This window comes from Phyllobacterium brassicacearum (genome assembly GCF_003010955.1).
Classification (GTDB): Bacteria; Pseudomonadota; Alphaproteobacteria; order Rhizobiales; family Rhizobiaceae; genus Phyllobacterium; species Phyllobacterium brassicacearum.
Genome location: NZ_PGGO01000007.1, coordinates 200,441 through 217,036 on the forward strand (window position 1 = coordinate 200,441; position 16,596 = coordinate 217,036).

Consider the following 16,596-nt stretch of genomic DNA (forward strand, 5'->3'; position numbering starts at 1 on the left):
CCCTTTGTCTTTCTCTACAGCTCGTCAGGTCGTCGGCCACCCATCGCAGCGGTCAACTCGTCCGCAGTCCGGCGGATCACCGGGCCCAGAACTCCCAACTTCTCCTTCGGCAAGCGGACTGCCGGGCCTGATATCGAAATCCCGGCGATTGCTTCGCCATGCTCGTTGAAAAGCGGTGCAGCGATGCAGCGCATGCCGAGTGTATGCTCCTCATCATCAATCGACCAGCCGCGCGTTCGGATCGCCTGGATGTCGTTGAGCAATGCCGGAAGCGTGTCGAGCGTATGATCGGTGAAATGGGTCAATGCCCGGCCGCCGAGCGTCTGGCCGATGGCGGTATCGGACCACGTCGAGAGAATGGCCTTGCCTATGCCAGAGGCATGGATCGGTCCTCGCCGCCCTGGTCGGAAAAAGGCCCGCATGGGTGCGTGGCTCTCGATCTGCGAAATGAACACGACGTCGCCCTCATCTTCGATGGCAACGTTCGCGGTCTCGCCGCATTCGTCCATCAGCCGTTTGAGGAAAGGCCGGCTGATTGTTCCAAGCTTGCGGTAGCGCAGGAAGGCGTTGCCGATCTCGAAGGCGCGCACGCCAATTGTCCAGTCGCCGGACTCGGTGTCGTGCGTCAGCATTCCGTGATTGGCGAGGGAGGTCAGGAGGCGGTGGACCGTCGAAGGTGCCATGCCGGTATGGTCCGCCAGGTCCGTGAGGGTCGACCCATCATTATCCGCAATGATGCTGAGAAGATTGAGGCTGCGATCCAGAACCTGCACGGAGGACGGTGTCGCGTTTTCGCCAGCCTTGCGTCCCCGCTTCCCCTTCAGTGATGCCGATTGCGAAGCCATCTGTTTTTTCATGTCCTGTTGAATTGCCTCTCATTGCCATAGCTGCGCTGCATTGATTTTACCAGTTTTGTTGAAAATGTTTATTTCCATATGATGGGAATGATTTCCATATTTCGATTGTAAGCCCGCAAGGATGGATTATGCTCTCACTAAATCTGGAGGAATGTTCATGACCAAAATGCGTGCCGTTGATGCTGCAGTCCGAATCCTGGAGAAGGAGGGGATTGATTGTGCTTTTGGCGTACCCGGTGCCGCCATCAACCCGTTCTATTCGGCGCTGAAGGCTCGCGGTTCAGTCCGCCACATCCTTGCACGGCATGTCGAGGGCGCCTCTCACATGGCTGAAGGCTATACCCGCGCCAATCACGGCAATATCGGCGTCTGCATCGGCACGTCCGGGCCCGCCGGCACAGATATGATCACGGGTCTTTACTCTGCTTCTGCGGATTCCATCCCGATCCTGTGCATCACAGGACAGGCTCCGCGTGCCCGTCTCGACAAGGAAGACTTCCAGGCCGTCGATATTGCATCGATCGCCAAGCCGGTGACCAAGTGGGCAGTGACCGTCATGGAGCCGGGACTCGTTCCCTATGTTTTCCAAAAGGCCTTTCACATCATGCGCTCGGGCCGTCCGGGTCCAGTACTGATCGACCTGCCGCTCGATGTGCAGCTGGCGGAGATCGAGTTCGATCCCGACACCTATGAGCCGCTGGAAGCCTATAAGCCGGCCGCAACCCGGGCCCAGGTCGAAAAAGCACTCAAAATGCTCAACCAAGCGGAACGTCCGCTCATCGTTGCTGGCGGTGGTATTATCAATGCCGACGCTTCCGACCTTCTGGTTGAATTTGCCGAGATCACCGGTGTGCCGGTCATTCCGACATTGATGGGTTGGGGAACAATCCCCGACGATCACCAACTGATGGCCGGAATGTGCGGCCTGCAGACATCGCACCGCTATGGCAATGCGACGCTCCTGGCTTCCGACTTTGTGCTTGGCATCGGCAATCGCTGGGCCAACCGCCACACAGGCAATGTTGCAACCTACACAGAGGGCAGAAAATTCGTTCATGTCGATATCGAACCGACGCAGATCGGCCGCGTCTTCGCACCGGATTTCGGTATCGTGTCCGATGCAGGAAAGGCGCTGAAGCTATTCCTCGATGTCGCAACCGAATGGAAAACCGCAGGCAAGCTGCGCGACTGGTCGGACTGGGCGGAGGAATGCCGCGAACGAAAGCGGACCATGCTGCGCAAGACACATTTTGACCAGACGCCTCTGAAGCCTCAGCGTGTTTATGAGGAGATGAACAAGGTTTTCGGACGCGAGACCTGCTACGTGACGACCATTGGGCTCAGCCAGATCGCCGGCGCACAGTTCCTGCACGTCTACAAGCCGCGCAACTGGATCAACTGCGGTCAGGCCGGGCCGCTCGGCTGGACCCTGCCGGCGGCACTCGGCGTCCGCGCGGCCGATCCGGATCGGCCAATCGTAGCACTTTCGGGCGATTATGATTTCCAGTTCATGATCGAGGAACTCGCCGTCGGTGCCCAGCACAAGCTGCCGTATCTGCATGTCGTGGTGAACAATTCATACCTCGGTCTGATCAGGCAGGCGCAACGCGGCTTCGATATGGATTTCGAAGTGAGCCTGGCCTTCGACAATATCAATGCATCGGGAGACGCGGAGAAGGGCTACGGTGTCGATCATGTGGCCGTTGCCGAAGGCCTTGGCTGCAAGGCAATCCGCGTGCGCAGTCCGAACCAGTTCGCCGACGCTTTTGCGCAAGCGAAGGCGCTGATGGAGGAACACAAGGTACCGGTGGTTGTCGAGTTCATCCTCGAGCGCGTTACCAATGTCGCCATGGGCGCGGATATCAACGCGGTGGTCGAATTCGAGGACCTTGCCGAACGCAATGAAGATGCGCCGACTGCGGTCGCCGCGTATCTTGACTGAAATCTCAAGCCATTCGGGGAGGCACGCATGCCCAGATTTGCCGCCAATTTGACGATGCTTTTCAACGAGGTTCCGTTTCTCGAGCGTTTTGCTCTTGCAAGCGAGGCGGGGTTCGAAGCGGTCGAATATCTCTTTCCCTATGATTACAACGACGACGAGTTGAAGCGGGAACTGACCGAAAACAATCTTGTCCAGATTCTGCATAATCTCCCTGCCGGCAACTGGGGAGCCGGCGAACGCGGCATCGCCATATTGCCCGATCGCATCGACGAATTCCGGCGTGGCGTGGCGAAGGCGATTGACTATGCAACAGCACTTGGCTGCAAGCAGGTCAATTGCCTGGCAGGCATCGCACCAAAGGGGTTGGCGGACGACATTCTGCACACCACCTTCGTTCACAATCTGCGGCTTGCGGCACTGGAACTTGCCAGGTACGAGATCCGGCTGCTGATCGAGCCCATCAACAATTATGACATTCCGGGATTCTATCTGAATACGGTGGACCAGGCGGCTTCGATCATTGAAGAGGTCGGCAGCGACAACCTCTACATTCAGTACGATCTTTACCATCAGCAGCGGACACGCGGCGAACTTGTCGCGACCTACGAGCGGTACAGCCAGCTCATTGCGCATATCCAGCTGGCCGACAATCCGGGCCGGCATGAGCCGGGCACAGGTGAGATCAATTATCCCTTTGTGTTCGCGGCCCTCGACCGTGCCGGTTACGGAGGCTGGATCGGTTGCGAATACAAACCAAAGACAGAGACGCAGAGCGGGCTTGGCTGGCTGAACGAAGCTTCCACAACGCAAAAGCACGCGGACATAATCAGGATCAGGAGATAGCACATGGCGGACATCGGTTTCATTGGACTCGGCATCATGGGCACGCCTATGGCGCGCCACCTGCAGGATGCGGGCCACGACGTCTCCACTTCAAAATTCTTCATCGCACCGAAACAGGAGCTTATCGATAACGGCCTGAAGATTGTCGAGAGCCCAAAAGCCCTGGCTGAAAAGACCGACATCATCATCCTGATGCTGCCCGACACGCCGGAAGTGAAGGACGTGCTCTTCGGCGAGAACGGTGTCGTGTTCGGACTGAAGCCCGGCAAGCTTGTCATTGACATGAGCTCGATCTCACCTATCGACACCAAGGAATTCGCCAGGAAAGTCCGCGAGACCGGCAGCGAATATATCGATGCTCCTGTGTCGGGCGGTGAAGTTGGCGCAAAGAATGCGAGCCTCAGCATCATGGCAGGGGGCACACAGAGCGCCTTTGACCGCGCACTGCCCCTGTTCAAACTGATGGGCAAGAACATCACGCTCGTCGGTGATTGCGGCGACGGCCAGGTGACGAAGGTCGCGAACCAGATCATCGTCGCGCTGACGATCGAAGCAATATCGGAAGCGCTTGTGCTCGCGTCAAAAGCGGGTGCCAACCCTGCACGGGTACGTGAGGCACTGATGGGCGGTTTCGCCTCATCGCGTATCCTTGAATTGCATGGTGACCGGATGATCAAGCGGACATTCGAGCCGGGCTTCCGGATCTCGCTGCACCAGAAAGACCTCAATCTCGCTCTGCAGAGTGCGAAAACGCTCGGTGTGTCGCTGCCGAACACGGCGTCCACGCAGGAGCTGTTCAACAGTTGTGCGGCCAACGGCGAAAGTGGTCTCGATCACTCGGGCCTGGTGCGCGCTCTGGAGCGTATTGCCAACCACGAAGTGGCATAAGCATTGAAGTGAATGGAACCGTCGCCGGTACGACACCGGCAACGGTTTCAACAATTTGCCGGACCGATCAATCCCATTTCGGCGCGCCGAGGGCGTTGAGAGGTATCTTCAGATAGCGTTGTCCATTGGCTTCCGCCTCCGGCAGCTGTCCACCATTGATGTTGACCTGCAGGGCGGCCAATATCAGCTTGGGCATCGGCAAAGTTCTGTCTCGCGCCTGTCGCATAGCAACAAACTCCGCTTCGTTGGCGCACCGCGACACGTGAATGTTGCTTGATTTTTGCTCGGCGACGGTGCTTTCCCAACGGGGTCCGCGGCCTCCAGGTTGATAGTCATGGCCGACGAATATTCTCGTTTCGTCCGGCAAGGCCAGGATTGCTTCGATCGATCGCCACAGCTGCTCGGCACTTCCACCCGGAAAGTCAGTACGCGCCGTGCCACCGTCTGGCATGAACATCGTATCATGGACGAAAGCTGCGTCTCCAATGACGTAGGTTATCGATGCGAGGGTGTGTCCGGGTGAAAACATGACAGTCACATCCACATCGCCGATGCTGAAGCGGTCGCCAGGCTTGAAAAGCCTTTCCCACTGGGAACCATCAGCACGGAAATCCGGCCAGTTATAGAGCCTCTTCCACAGTGCCTGTACGTCAACGATGTGGCTGCCGATCGCCGTAATGGCCCCGGTCATCGATTTCAGGTAATGCGCTGCCGAAAAGTGGTCCGCATGCGGATGCGTGTCGAGAATCCACTGCACCGTCAATCCGTTTGCGTCAATGTGCTCAAGAATCTGATCTGCGTTGAATGTCGCCGTTGCGCCGGATTTTTCATCGAAATCCAGGACCGGGTCGATAATGGCGCATTGTCTGGTCCCTGGATCGGAAACGACATATTGCACGGAGCTCGTCCGCTTGTCGAAAAAAGCATGAACGTCCGGCCTTATGGCGGCTTCTATCATTTGCGCGTCCCCCGACTCGAAGGTCTGCGACACTCTCTCCGGTTTTCGTCCGCAATGTCAATTGATGCAAAATCATTACGAAATCGCAGCTGACCGTGCTTGCCAAGAATTGGTTCGCGACGCTAACTGGAGGTCGCCCGCCCGCCGGGCTTCTGCCACGAACGAAAGCCTTCAATCATGCCCAACGAGAAGAAACAGCGAATCCTTTGTGTCGGTGCGCTGACGATGGACACGATTTTTCGGCTGGATCGCTTGCCTTCCGGTCCCGGGAAATTCATCCCGCTCGAGGCCGTGGAAATTGCTGCGGGCATGGCCTCGAGCGCAGCCGCAACCATTGCGCGCCTCGGCGGGGACGTTTCGCTCTGGGCTTCGGTTGGCGAGGACGATATCGGACGCAGGGTCGTTGCCGAGTTGTCGGCTGAAGACGTGGATTGTACACACGTCCGCCGCATTAAAGGTGCCCGATCTGCCTTCTCTTCGATCTTTGTCGATGCCGCAGGTGAACGCATGATCGTGCCGTTCTATGATCCTGCGTTGCTGTCTGCTCCTGCGGTTATGCCACCCATCGCCGATGGCCAGTTCGACGTTGTCATGACCGACGTACGCTGGCCCTTGGCCGCTGCTCAGGCCCTGAAGGCCGCACAAGCGGCTGGTGTCCGCGGCGTCCTCGATGCCGATACTGCATCGCTCGAAACGCTGGAGATGTTGCTGCCGCTCGCCTCGCACATCGTTGCCTCCGAGCCGGCGGCAGAGCGCGTAACCGGTGAGAGTGATCCGGAACGCGCAACCGTCGCTCTTGCGGCGCTTTACGGCCGCGACGGAGCCTTCATCGCCGTGACCGGCGGAGAGCAGGGGAGTTACTGGTACGATGGACTTGAAGGCGAGGTCCGCCATATGCCAGCCTTCGCGGTAGATGTCGTGGACACGCTCGCCGCCGGTGATGTTTTCCACGGAGCGTTTGCCATGGGTCTGGCACGCGGCTATCCGATTTATCAGATCATGCGCTTTGCCAGTGCCGCAGCCGCGATCAAGTGTTCTCGCTTCGGCGGCCGACGCGGCGCGCCGACAAAGGCCGAAGTCGACGCTTTCCTGGCGCAATAAACCAAGACGATCGGGCGGACGTGAAAAGTCAGTGTCTACACATTGACTTTCAACTAACATGTTAGTATGTCTTTAGTTGTAAACGAGAGGGAGAAGCAATTGTCTCGGGATCGATTTGGACTTTCCGCTGCGCTGGTCACGCCGTTCGATGCCAAGATGCGCGTCGATGTGCCAAAGGCTATCGCCCATGCCCGGCATTGCCTCAATAGCGGTTGCAACAGCGTTACGCTGTTCGGAACGACGGGCGAGGGATCTTCGATCGGCGACGACGAGCGTGAAGCAATTCTCAAGGCATTCCTCGATGCGGGAGTGAAGCCAGATCAGATCGTTGTGGGTGTTATGGCCAATTCCTATCTCGAAGCAGCCGCGCAAGCGGGCGCGGCGCTGGATGCCGGATGCCGTGCGGTGCTGCTTGCCCCGCCTTCCTACTTCAAGAATGTCAGTGACGACGGACTATTTGCCTGGTTCTCGGCGGTCTTCGCCCAAATCGGTGCGTCGGCGAGAGACATCATCGTCTACAACATCCCGTCGGTAACGGCCGTCGAGATATCGGTGGATCTGATAAGCCGCCTGCGTGAAGCCTTCCCGGCCGTGATTTCGGGCGTCAAGGACTCTTCGGGTAATTGGGCATATACCGAAAACCTGCTGGCAAAGCACAAGGATCTGGCGATTCTCATCGGCGACGAACGAGACCTTGCTGCCGGCGTCCGACGTGGTGGCCAGGGTGCGATTTCGGGCATGGCAAATCTTTACGCCGACCGTTTGTTGCCGATGATCAATGAAGGACGCGACGACACGGCCATGGTGGAAGCGGTCCAGGAACTCCTGAAATTTCCAGTGGTACCCGCCGTCAAAGCCCTTGTTGCGCATCATACCGGCGACGCTGGCTGGCGCCGGGCACGCGCGCCACTGCAGGCTCTGCCGGATTCCGATTTTAGCCGCGTCACGAGTATCTTCGACCGCTTGTTTGTGGCGGCCGCTGCGTAATAAAGGGAGAGGCGAAACGACTCGTCAGGGAGAGCGGGCATGGACGATGGCAATGAGCCGGTAAGACTGCGAGAGAAGGCCTATGCGAGTTTCACGGAACACCTGCTGGCCCGTGACATCAATCCGGGGCAGTTCGTGTCGCAACGTCAGCTTGTCGCGATGACCGGCATGCCGCTTGGCGCCATTCGTGAACTGGTGCCACGGCTTGAGGCGGAAGGGCTGGTCAAGACCATTCCGCAACGCGGCATCCAGATCGCGCATATCGATCTCAACCTGATCCGCGAGGCGTTCCAGTTTCGTCTGTTCATGGAGAAGGAGGCGATCGCCCTTTTCTGCCAGTCGGCGTCAGACGAATTGTTGGCGAGACTGCGCAAGGAACATGAGGAAACGCTTGAGGAAGCGTTGCAGGGCAAGGAGACAGCGGAACTTGAACTGCGGGCGCAGACAATCGACTGGAACCTGCACGAGACGATCATCGATTCCCTGGGGAACGAGATCATTGCAAGAGCCTATCGGATCAACGCGATCAAGATGCGTCTGATCAACCAGGAAAGGTTCCGTATCACTGGTCGCGTCGTCCCGGTCATGCGTGAGCACCTCGCGGTGCTGACGGCCATCGAAACCCGCGATCCGCAGGCAGCGATGGATGCAATCGCGGTGCATATCAACAATGCGAGGAATTTGGCGCTAAAGCTTTAAATGGACCGAAACTGGTAATGGGAGTTGCCACTTCGGATCAGTCACACGAGGAGGAAACAATGAGCATGAATTTCGTCAAACCGACACGCCGCCAGTTCCTGGCCGGGTCGGCGGCACTGGGTGCCGCGAGCATCACCGGATTGAAGCCGGCATTCGCAAATGTCGACTGGAAAAAATATGCGGGCACCACACTCGAGGTCAATCTGATCAAGAGCCCGCGTGGCGATATCCTGCAGAAGTATCAGAAGGAATTCGAAGAGCTGACCGGTATCACGGTCAACTCGGAACAGACACCCGAACAGCAGCAGCGGCAGAAGGCCGTGATCGAACTGACGTCAGGAAAGCCGAGCTTCGACGTCATTCACATCAGCTATCATGTGCAAAAGCGGCAGTTTGAAAAGGGCGGCTGGCTGGCCGATCTCACTCCATTCCTCAAAGACCCGAGTCTGACGGATCCCTCCCTCACGGAGAGCGATTTCGCTGAAGCCGGCCTTTCCTTTGCCAAAGACAAGAATGGCCGTTTCGGTGGGCTGCCCTTCTCGGTGGACTACTGGATCGTCTACTGGAACAAGGAGCTCTTTGCCGCCAAGGGCGTCGAATATCCAAAGACGTTCGAAGAACTGGTTGCTGCAGCAGAAAAGCTGACGGACAAGGACAATGGCGTCTATGGTTTTGTCGCCCGCGGCATGAAGAACGCCAATACACCGGTCTGGGCCAGCCTGATGCTGGGCTACGGCAAAAGCACGGTCGAGGATGGCAAGCTTCAGACGGATACGCCCGAGGCCATCGAAGCCGCAACTCTCTACCAGCGCCTGATGACGAAATCGGCACCTCCCGGCGTCACCGGCTTCAACTGGGCCGAATGTCAGTCAAGCTTCCTGCAGGGCAAGGTCGCGATGTGGCTCGATGGTATCGGGTTCGCTCCGCCACTGGAAAATCCGCAGAAGTCCCGTGTTGTCGGCAAGGTCGGTTACGGTCTCATGCCAAAGGGCCCGGCCGCACAGGCAGCCCCGACATTTGGCGACGGCATCGGTGTCACTGAAGGATCATCGAAGAAAGAAGCAGCTTATCTTTATTGCCAATGGGCTATTTCGAAGGAGATGGGAGCCCGGCTGTTGCAGTCCGGTTCCGGCGTGCCCTTCCGCAACTCGGTCCTCAACGATCCTGAAGTGCTGAAGGGCGTGACCATGCCGGCCGAATGGGCCAAAGTCCTGTCGGAATCGGCGAAGATCAGCCAGCTCTGCCTGCCGGTCATCGTTCCAGTCACCGAGTTCCGCGACGTGATGGGCGTTGGATTGACCAACCTTCTCGGTGGGGCCGATCCGGCGACAGAAATGAAGCGGGCGACGGAAGAATTCCGTCCCGTCCTTGCCAAAAGCGAAAGCTGAGATCGAAGTATAATCCGATGACAATCACCGCCCCAGGCACCATGACCAGCGAAAAGCAGAATGCCGGAACGAAGGCTGGAAAGAGCCGCTTGAAGCCAAGCTACTGGCCATTCGTTATTCCGGCTCTGGTCATTGTCGGGGCGGTGATCATTTTCCCCTGGGTATTCACGCTGTGGATGAGCGTGAATGAATGGCACCTCGGCGGAGAGAAAAGCTTCGTCGGCCTTGCCAATTTTATCAGGTTGGCCGGCGATCAACGTTTTTGGGAATCGATGAGCCACACAGTGCTCTATACGGTTCTTTCCGTCGTTGCCCCGCTGTTTCTCGGCACGATCGCCGCACTCGTCTTTGACAGCAAGTTACCCATGCGCGGGTTGCTTCGCGGTATCTTCGTCATGCCCATGATGGCAACACCCGTGGCGATCGCTCTTGTCTGGACGATGATGTTCCATCCCCAGCTTGGGGTCCTCAACTACCTCCTGTCACTGATCGGTATTGGCCCGCAGGAGTGGATATTCAACCAGAACACCGTCATTCCGTCGCTTGTACTGGTCGAGACCTGGCAATGGACACCGCTCGTCATGCTGATCGTGCTCGGCGGTCTGGCGGCGATGCCGCGCGATCCCTTCGAAAGCGCTGAAATTGACGGTGCCAATGGCTGGCAGAAATTCCGCTACATCACCTTGCCGATGATCCTGCCCTTCATGATGGTCGCCGTCATCATCCGCTCCATCGATGCGCTGAAAAGCTTCGACATCATCTTTGCCATGACCCAGGGCGGGCCAGGCACTGCGTCAGAAACGATTAACATCTACCTCTACAATGTGGCTTTCGCCTATTACGACATTGGCTATGGCTCGGCGCTCGCCGTGGTCTTCTTCATCGTCATCATCACCATGTCGCTCGCGCTGCTCTACCTGCGCCAGCGGACCAAATGGAATAGCTGAGGGAAAGAAGATGACCCGTCGCAAAATATTGAAATCGCTGGGTACGGCCTTCATCGTATTCGTCATCGTGTCGCCGGCAATCTTCTTCTTTCTGTGGATGCTGTCACTCTCGCTGAAATACGAGATCGACAATGGCGCTTACCCGCCGATTTTCATTCCGGAGAATTTCGCCTGGTCGAACTACACCGAGATATTCGCCACCAATGACTTCCTGCACTATTTCTGGAACAGTCTGCTGGTGACAGGTACAGCTACGCTGTTGGCGCTGCTCGTCGGCGTCCCCGCTGGTTACGGCATTGCCCGGTTGCGTGCTGACAAGGCCGCGATCGTCGTGATGATTGCCCGCATGACGCCGGGACTGTCCTATCTGATCCCGCTCTTCCTGTTGTTCCAGACGTTGGGGCTCCTTGGCACGCTCTGGCCGCAGATCATCATCCATCTCGTCGTGACAGTGCCGATCGTCATCTGGATCATGATCGGTTATTTCGAGACCACACCGATGGAGCTTGAGGAAGCCGCCATGATTGATGGCGCGACCTCATGGCAGGTATTCCGCATGGTCGCCCTGCCGATCGCCAAGCCCGGCATCGTCGTGTCGCTGATCCTGGCGGTGATTTTCTCGTGGAACAATTTCGTCTTCGGTATCGTGCTTGCCAGCCGTGAGACGCGAACGCTGCCGGTTGCAGTCTACAACATGCTGTCGTTCGAACAGGTCAGTTGGGGACCGCTCGCCGCCGCCGCCTTCGTGGTGACGCTGCCGGTGCTGCTGCTCACCGTTTTCGCACAACGCCAGATCATTGCCGGCCTCACAGCCGGTGCCGTCAAGGGCGGCTAATTCAGGAATAGAGGGAGGGTCATATGGCCTCGGTCTCCATCAGGGACGTCACCAAGACTTACGGCAATGTCAACGTCATGCATGGCGTTTCGGTCGATATCGAAGACGGCGAGTTCGTTATTCTGGTCGGCCCGTCCGGCTGCGGAAAATCGACGCTGCTGCGCATGATTGCGGGTCTTGAAGAAATCACCGGCGGTGAGATCGCCATCGGCAGCCGCGTGGTCAACGACCTGCCGGCGAAAGAGCGCGACATCGCCATGGTGTTCCAGAACTATGCGCTCTATCCGCATATGACCGTCGCGGACAATATGGGCTTCGCGCTCATGCTGAAGAACGCGCCGAAGCAGGAGAAGGAAAGCCGGGTCGGGCGTGCTGCAGAGATCCTTGGTCTGGAAAAGCTTCTGGACCGGTTTCCGCGCCAGCTATCGGGCGGTCAGCGCCAGCGCGTCGCCATGGGCCGCGCCATCGTACGCGACCCGCAGGTCTTCCTGTTCGACGAGCCATTGTCCAACCTCGATGCGAAGCTGCGCGTGCAAATGCGCAGCGAGATCAAGGGGCTGCACCAGCGTCTCGGCACGACGATTGTCTATGTGACCCATGACCAGATCGAAGCGATGACCATGGCGGACAAGATCGTCGTCATGAAGGACGGCCTCGTCGAACAGATCGGCACGCCGCTCGATCTCTACGACTATCCGGCCAATCTGTTTGTTGCGGGTTTCATCGGCTCGCCTGCCATGAACTTCATCAAGGGCAAAGTCGAGAATGGCGCATTCGTTACCCCGGACGGTGTCAAGTTGCCGTTGCCCAGTGGCCTGGGTTCGACCGCCGAGGCAACCTATGGCATTCGTCCGGAACATATCAGGATGGCGGAAAGTGGAATCCCGGTAAAAGTCGATGTGGTCGAGCCGACCGGCTCAGAGATCATGGTGGTGGGCAAGATCGGCGCCCAGGAGATTTCCTGTCTCTTCCGCGACCGTCTTTCGATCAAGCCGGGCGACACAATTCACGTTGCGATCGATCCGGCGACCAGCCATCTGTTTGACATGGCAAGCGGCGCACGTATTGGCAGCAGGCCGCTGCCGAACTAAAGCCTGTTGAGATTCATCGAGAGTTTATCACGGCGGCGGCGAGATGGATGTGCGTCCCAATCGGCTTCTGTGTCGATCGAAAGCAACCTCTGTGCCACGTTGCGCAGCCATGAATTTAATGCCCGTGACTAGACAACACCCAAGCGCTCCGAAAATATAGAATCCAGGCGAAGGGCCTTTACGCTTGCAGTTTCGAATGCGCACCCCAAGGAGGCGGCCATGAGGAGCGATACCGAATATCTACGTCTCGCCGTGGAGATCGCCACCGAGAGCCGGGCCAGTGACAATCATCCCTTCGGGGCGCTCCTGGTCGGGCCGGAGGGCGACGTGCTCCTTTCGTCGGGCAACACCTACGCGCGCGATCGCGGCGTTGGCCACGCAGAGGCAAACGTGGCCCGCGCGGCCGCGCAGCAATACGACCCGACCTTTCTCGAGCGATGCACGCTGGTGACCTCGGTCGAGCCGTGCTGCATGTGCGCCGGGGCCTGTTACTGGGCTGGCATCGGCACCGTGGTCTACGGACTCAGCGAAAGGCGGCTGGCCGAGCTGACCGGAGACAACCCGGAGAATCTGACCCTCGATCTGAGCTGTCACCAGGTGTTCGCCGCCGGACGGCGCCATGTAGCGATCCGTGGCCCATTCCCTGAACTCGAAGAAGAGATCGTAAACGACCACCAGGATTTCTGGTGACAGAACACATGATGAGGGGACTGATGTCGATGAAGAGTCCGTAGCCTCTGCGGCGCCATTCATCGAGAGTTTATCACGGCGGCGGCGAGATGGATGATGGCGTTGAAGCTCTGGTCGGTTTTGTCGGCGCGCATTGCGATGCGCTTGAAATCCTTGAGTTTGCAGAAGAAGTTCTCGATCAGATGACGCCATTTGTAGAGTTCTGTGTCGAGCGGCAGGGGCGAGGCGCGCCTGGGGTGCTGCGAGATGACGATCTTGGCGCCGTGTTCGTTCAAATCGGCGATGATGCTATTGCTGTCGAAGGCCTTGTCGGCGATCAGGCCGCCGAAGGAGAGGCCGTCGATGAGCGGCGGGACGCCCACCGTATCAAAACGGTGGCCGGGCCGGAGAACAAAGCGCACGAGATTGCCGAGCGCGTCGGTGAGAGCGAGGATCTTGGTCGTCATGCCGCCCTTGGAGCGGCCTATGGCCTGGCTCTGAGTCCCTCTTTTGCGCCCTGGCCGTGGCGGTGGACCTTGACGATGGTGGCGTCGACCATGGCGTACTCCATGTCCGGCTGGTCGGAGCAGGCGTCGAAAAGCCGAACGAAAACATCGGCTTTGACCCAATCGCGGTGTCGCTTGAAGACGCTGTTCCAGTTCCCGAAGAATGTCGGCAGGTCACGCCACGGACTTCCGCTGTTGGCGATTTTTCGGGGAAGGGCCGAGATCATCAGATCAAAATGGCTAACATGAATTAACCCGTCGATCTTGCCGTCGGAAAGGCCAGCGAGCGGCGCTGGGGCATGAATGCAGCTGAAATTGTCAACGGACGCTATTCGTTCTTTGATGTTGGCGATTACGCCTGCTTTTCTTGGCAGCGGACAGAATTCGAGCGTGCACACGCCAGCATGCGATTGAGCACGATGCAAAGCGGTGGCGGTGGTAAAGGGGGTCACGGTGCTGCTGGGTCATGCCGGATTATCCGCCCCCCATAAATTCTCGGTTAAGTTTACAGCGCCCTTTGTATGTAAGTAATTTACGGTTTATTACTTCATTTATTCGAATTGTAGGTATCGCAAAGTATACCCTGCCGCAAACCGCTGCGCCGCTTTGCGCCATTCCGGAGCGGGCGGACTTAGCGAAGCGTCAGTTCCTGCCGAGGGGCAAGGCCAGGGTGAGGAGCGCCGCGAAGACTATGAGGACGCCATAGGGTACCTTGCGGCTCGCCCGGATTTCCTCGATGCGCATGAAAAAGGCGAGATGCGCGAAGGGCAGCGGCACCGGCAGCCGCAGCATCAGCAGTGTCGCGACGCCGAGGACGAGGAGGAAGAACGAAAACGGCAGCATGCCGTGCCAGCCGATGAAAAGGCCGATCGGCAGGAAGAGCTTGGCGTCGCCGGCGCCGAACAGCCGGAAAGCCCAGAGCACGACGCCGAGCACGAACATCAGCAGGCCGGCCCCAGCGTCGCCGCCGATCCCGGTAGAGGAAAGCAGCGCGGCGCCGGCATCCCCGGAGCCAAGCATCACGGCCACCGCGCGCAGCGCATAGAGGGTCACGAGCGCGAGGACGAGCGTGTTGGGGATCTTCCACGTGCTGAAATCTGTCCAGGCAGCATAGAGAAGAAGCAATACTGAGATCCATGTAATAAGATTGACAATTTGTATCATGATTTGCCTTTTCTCCATGCCACGACTTATCGCATTTAAGGACAAGTACCGCCTAAGCATTAAGGACAAGTACCGCCTACGTCTTTAGGCGAGGATAAACTGATGATTGCCGATTTTTAACCCGATACATGAGGACAAGTACCGCCTACGTCTTTAGGCGAGGATAAACTGATGATTACCGATTTTTTTTGACCCGATACATGAGGAGATGTCACAGTTTTTAGGCTCTTGGTCTTTTACCATAAACTATAGCTGCCGATTCGCGTGCATATCACTAAATATTACTAGTTGACATAAATCGAATTTACTGTTTATTAATGTTTCCAGTCGGAGGGGTGGTCTCGACGACAAGGCAGTGGCCGCGGGAAATGACGGCGCGCCAAATAAATTGGGGGTAATTCTCGATGAAAGTACTTGTCAATAGTGTACGCGCTTTCGCGCGGGAAGAAGACGGCGTCGCACTGACTGAATATCTTATTTTGCTTGGTTTGCTGGTCGGCGGAGTCGTTGCATCAGTTGTCCTGATCGGCGAAGACCTCAACACAGCTTGGGATTCCTGGGCGGATTGGTTCGAAGCTCAAGACCTTGATGCACCGGCTGCCGTCTGAGCAGTGTTTTTGCATCTGAAGAGAGGGGTTTTGTTAATCCCTCTCTTCTAAATTAGCCATCTTGGATGGAAGTATTCCACCTAGTATAGAGTAGCGGTGATGCGTTCTTCAACGATTTTCAGTCTCGTTATTGCTTTCGTGCTCGCAGGAGCAGCGGTTTTCGGGATGCGCGAGTATCTCGCCGATCAGAAGGCCCGGTTGCTGGCGATGGGCAGCACCAAGACGCAAGAAAAGACATTGATTGTCGCCGCCAAGCCGATGCGTTTCGGCGACCGGGTGCGCCCCGAAAATCTCAAGGCCATTCCGTGGCCCTCAAACGAAACACCCGCAGGTTCGTTCGCGAGCATCGAGGCGGTGGTCGGCGACGACGCCCAACCGCGCTATGCCATGGCGGCAATCGATCCGGGCGAGCCGGTGCTTTCCTCGAAAATCACCGGTACCGGCGAGCGCGCCACGCTGTCTGCAGCGCTCGACCAGGGCATGAAGGCGGTTTCCATCCGCGTCAACGACGTGCTCGGCGTCGCCGGCTTTGTGCGGCCTTCGGATCGCGTCGACGTGCTTCTGACGCGGCTCGTGCGGGGCCAGGCCGGCAACGACCAAACGTTTGTCGATGTGCTGCTGCAGGGCGTCAAGGTGCTGGCCGTGGACCAGACCGCGGACGAGCGCAAGGACCAGCCGTCCGTGGTTAAAACCGTGACTTTCGAGGTGACGACCGACGAGGCGCAGCGCCTTACGCTCGGCGCCACTATCGGCACGCTTTCGCTGGCACTTCGCAACATCGCCTCGTCCTCCGTCGAAGAGACCCGGTCGATGACCGTCGCCGACCTCGGGGGCGGCCCGATGGCGACCGCACTTGGCAAAGATTTGGCGAAAAACGCCGACGACGGGCGGTTCGACATCCTCGAGCGCCTGGTACGAAAGGTTGGGGACGACCTGGGGAAGATGAAGACGCCAGAGAGCGAAAAACAAGTGCAGATTGTCGAACGCAAGGTCGAGCCGGTATTGCCGATCGAGCCAAAGTGGACGACGGTGGGCGTCTGGAACAAGACGAAGCGCGAGGAGTACAGGGTCGGCCTGATCCAGTGACATAAATGCGGCCCGCAGGCGCGGCGG

16 protein-coding genes and 1 pseudogene are annotated in these 16,596 nt (G+C 58.0%); 13 read left to right on the forward strand and 4 right to left on the reverse strand.

Annotation, left to right across the window (positions count from 1 at the left end; translation table 11 throughout):
• Positions 1-14 precede the first annotated feature (14 nt).
• Positions 15-845 carry an IclR family transcriptional regulator gene (locus CU102_RS11530; RefSeq protein ID WP_106711320.1) on the reverse strand — a complete coding sequence of 277 codons (831 nt, stop codon included), beginning with the start codon at positions 843-845 and terminating at the stop codon, positions 15-17.
• 169 nt (positions 846-1,014) lie between these two features.
• Here CU102_RS11530 and gcl point away from each other — a divergent pair, with 169 nt between their 5' ends.
• From gcl to CU102_RS11545, 3 genes are read left to right on the forward strand one after another with little or no spacing between them, the layout of a single operon-like run.
• Positions 1,015-2,799 (forward strand): glyoxylate carboligase, encoded by a 1,785-nt coding sequence (gene gcl / locus CU102_RS11535; protein ID WP_106711321.1) that lies wholly within the window; start codon positions 1,015-1,017, stop codon positions 2,797-2,799.
• Between the two features lie 27 nt (positions 2,800-2,826).
• A complete protein-coding gene (hyi, locus tag CU102_RS11540) occupies positions 2,827-3,642 on the forward strand; it encodes a hydroxypyruvate isomerase (RefSeq protein WP_106711238.1) in 816 nt (271 codons plus the stop codon).
• 3 nt (positions 3,643-3,645) lie between these two features.
• Positions 3,646-4,530, forward strand: coding sequence for a 2-hydroxy-3-oxopropionate reductase (locus CU102_RS11545; RefSeq protein ID WP_106711239.1), 885 nt, complete (start codon positions 3,646-3,648; stop codon positions 4,528-4,530).
• A gap of 67 nt (positions 4,531-4,597) precedes the next feature.
• On the opposite strand, the gene CU102_RS11550 is transcribed toward CU102_RS11545, so the two are convergent.
• Positions 4,598-5,488: an MBL fold metallo-hydrolase gene (locus CU102_RS11550; protein WP_106711322.1), complete on the reverse strand. Its 891-nt coding sequence runs from the start codon at positions 5,486-5,488 to the stop codon at positions 4,598-4,600.
• A 177-nt stretch (positions 5,489-5,665) separates the two neighbouring features.
• On the opposite strand from CU102_RS11550, the gene CU102_RS11555 reads away from it, so the two are divergent.
• The 8 genes from CU102_RS11555 to CU102_RS11590 all read left to right on the forward strand — a co-directional run bounded on the left by CU102_RS11555 (position 5,666) and on the right by CU102_RS11590 (position 13,226).
• The gene (locus tag CU102_RS11555; RefSeq protein ID WP_106711240.1) at positions 5,666-6,589 is read left to right on the forward strand and encodes a PfkB family carbohydrate kinase; all 924 of its coding nucleotides are present in this window, start codon (positions 5,666-5,668) and stop codon (positions 6,587-6,589) included.
• 99 nt (positions 6,590-6,688) lie between these two features.
• On the forward strand, positions 6,689-7,576 hold the full coding sequence (locus CU102_RS11560) for a dihydrodipicolinate synthase family protein (protein WP_280951894.1): 888 nt from the start codon (positions 6,689-6,691) through the stop codon (positions 7,574-7,576).
• 39 nt (positions 7,577-7,615) lie between these two features.
• The gene (locus CU102_RS11565; RefSeq protein ID WP_106711242.1) at positions 7,616-8,275 is read left to right on the forward strand and encodes a GntR family transcriptional regulator; all 660 of its coding nucleotides are present in this window, start codon (positions 7,616-7,618) and stop codon (positions 8,273-8,275) included.
• A gap of 59 nt (positions 8,276-8,334) precedes the next feature.
• On the forward strand, positions 8,335-9,663 hold the full coding sequence (locus tag CU102_RS11570) for an ABC transporter substrate-binding protein (RefSeq protein WP_166648382.1): 1,329 nt from the start codon (positions 8,335-8,337) through the stop codon (positions 9,661-9,663).
• A gap of 41 nt (positions 9,664-9,704) precedes the next feature.
• Positions 9,705-10,610, forward strand: a complete 906-nt coding sequence (locus CU102_RS11575; RefSeq protein ID WP_208113815.1) for a carbohydrate ABC transporter permease — start codon at positions 9,705-9,707, stop codon at positions 10,608-10,610.
• A 10-nt stretch (positions 10,611-10,620) separates the two neighbouring features.
• Positions 10,621-11,445 carry a carbohydrate ABC transporter permease gene (locus CU102_RS11580; protein WP_106711244.1) on the forward strand — a complete coding sequence of 275 codons (825 nt, stop codon included), beginning with the start codon at positions 10,621-10,623 and terminating at the stop codon, positions 11,443-11,445.
• A gap of 23 nt (positions 11,446-11,468) precedes the next feature.
• On the forward strand, positions 11,469-12,536 hold the full coding sequence (locus tag CU102_RS11585; protein ID WP_106711245.1) for an ABC transporter ATP-binding protein: 1,068 nt from the start codon (positions 11,469-11,471) through the stop codon (positions 12,534-12,536).
• Between the two features lie 219 nt (positions 12,537-12,755).
• Positions 12,756-13,226 (forward strand): nucleoside deaminase, encoded by a 471-nt coding sequence (locus CU102_RS11590; RefSeq protein WP_106711246.1) that lies wholly within the window; start codon positions 12,756-12,758, stop codon positions 13,224-13,226.
• A 59-nt stretch (positions 13,227-13,285) separates the two neighbouring features.
• Here CU102_RS11590 and CU102_RS30350 read toward each other — a convergent pair.
• Positions 13,286-13,914, reverse strand: a pseudogene (locus CU102_RS30350) (IS5 family transposase); the annotation flags it as partial.
• A 439-nt stretch (positions 13,915-14,353) separates the two neighbouring features.
• Positions 14,354-14,875 carry a prepilin peptidase gene (locus tag CU102_RS11605; protein ID WP_106711324.1) on the reverse strand — a complete coding sequence of 174 codons (522 nt, stop codon included), beginning with the start codon at positions 14,873-14,875 and terminating at the stop codon, positions 14,354-14,356.
• 404 nt (positions 14,876-15,279) lie between these two features.
• Here CU102_RS11605 and CU102_RS11610 point away from each other — a divergent pair, with 404 nt between their 5' ends.
• Together CU102_RS11610 and cpaB are read left to right on the forward strand one after the other, a co-directional pair.
• Positions 15,280-15,483, forward strand: a complete 204-nt coding sequence (locus tag CU102_RS11610; RefSeq protein ID WP_106711249.1) for a hypothetical protein — start codon at positions 15,280-15,282, stop codon at positions 15,481-15,483.
• 99 nt (positions 15,484-15,582) lie between these two features.
• Positions 15,583-16,569, forward strand: coding sequence for a Flp pilus assembly protein CpaB (gene cpaB / locus CU102_RS11615; protein ID WP_106711250.1), 987 nt, complete (start codon positions 15,583-15,585; stop codon positions 16,567-16,569).
• Positions 16,570-16,596: the final 27 nt, after the last annotated feature.

Bases quoted from the DNA above. Each gene is read 5' to 3' on its own strand.
- CU102_RS11530 (WP_106711320.1), bottom strand. From the start codon at position 845: ATGGCTTCGCAATCGGCATCACTGAAGGGGAAGCGGGGACGCAAGGCT.
- gcl (WP_106711321.1), top strand. From the start codon at position 1,015: ATGACCAAAATGCGTGCCGTTGATGCTGCAGTCCGAATCCTGGAGAAG.
- hyi (WP_106711238.1), top strand. From the start codon at position 2,827: ATGCCCAGATTTGCCGCCAATTTGACGATGCTTTTCAACGAGGTTCCG.
- CU102_RS11545 (WP_106711239.1), top strand. From the start codon at position 3,646: ATGGCGGACATCGGTTTCATTGGACTCGGCATCATGGGCACGCCTATG.
- CU102_RS11550 (WP_106711322.1), bottom strand. From the start codon at position 5,488: ATGATAGAAGCCGCCATAAGGCCGGACGTTCATGCTTTTTTCGACAAG.
- CU102_RS11555 (WP_106711240.1), top strand. From the start codon at position 5,666: ATGCCCAACGAGAAGAAACAGCGAATCCTTTGTGTCGGTGCGCTGACG.
- CU102_RS11565 (WP_106711242.1), top strand. From the start codon at position 7,616: ATGGACGATGGCAATGAGCCGGTAAGACTGCGAGAGAAGGCCTATGCG.
- CU102_RS11570 (WP_166648382.1), top strand. From the start codon at position 8,335: ATGAGCATGAATTTCGTCAAACCGACACGCCGCCAGTTCCTGGCCGGG.
- CU102_RS11575 (WP_208113815.1), top strand. From the start codon at position 9,705: ATGACCAGCGAAAAGCAGAATGCCGGAACGAAGGCTGGAAAGAGCCGC.
- CU102_RS11580 (WP_106711244.1), top strand. From the start codon at position 10,621: ATGACCCGTCGCAAAATATTGAAATCGCTGGGTACGGCCTTCATCGTA.
- CU102_RS11585 (WP_106711245.1), top strand. From the start codon at position 11,469: ATGGCCTCGGTCTCCATCAGGGACGTCACCAAGACTTACGGCAATGTC.
- CU102_RS11590 (WP_106711246.1), top strand. From the start codon at position 12,756: ATGAGGAGCGATACCGAATATCTACGTCTCGCCGTGGAGATCGCCACC.
- CU102_RS11605 (WP_106711324.1), bottom strand. From the start codon at position 14,875: ATGATACAAATTGTCAATCTTATTACATGGATCTCAGTATTGCTTCTT.
- CU102_RS11610 (WP_106711249.1), top strand. From the start codon at position 15,280: ATGAAAGTACTTGTCAATAGTGTACGCGCTTTCGCGCGGGAAGAAGAC.
- cpaB (WP_106711250.1), top strand. From the start codon at position 15,583: ATGCGTTCTTCAACGATTTTCAGTCTCGTTATTGCTTTCGTGCTCGCA.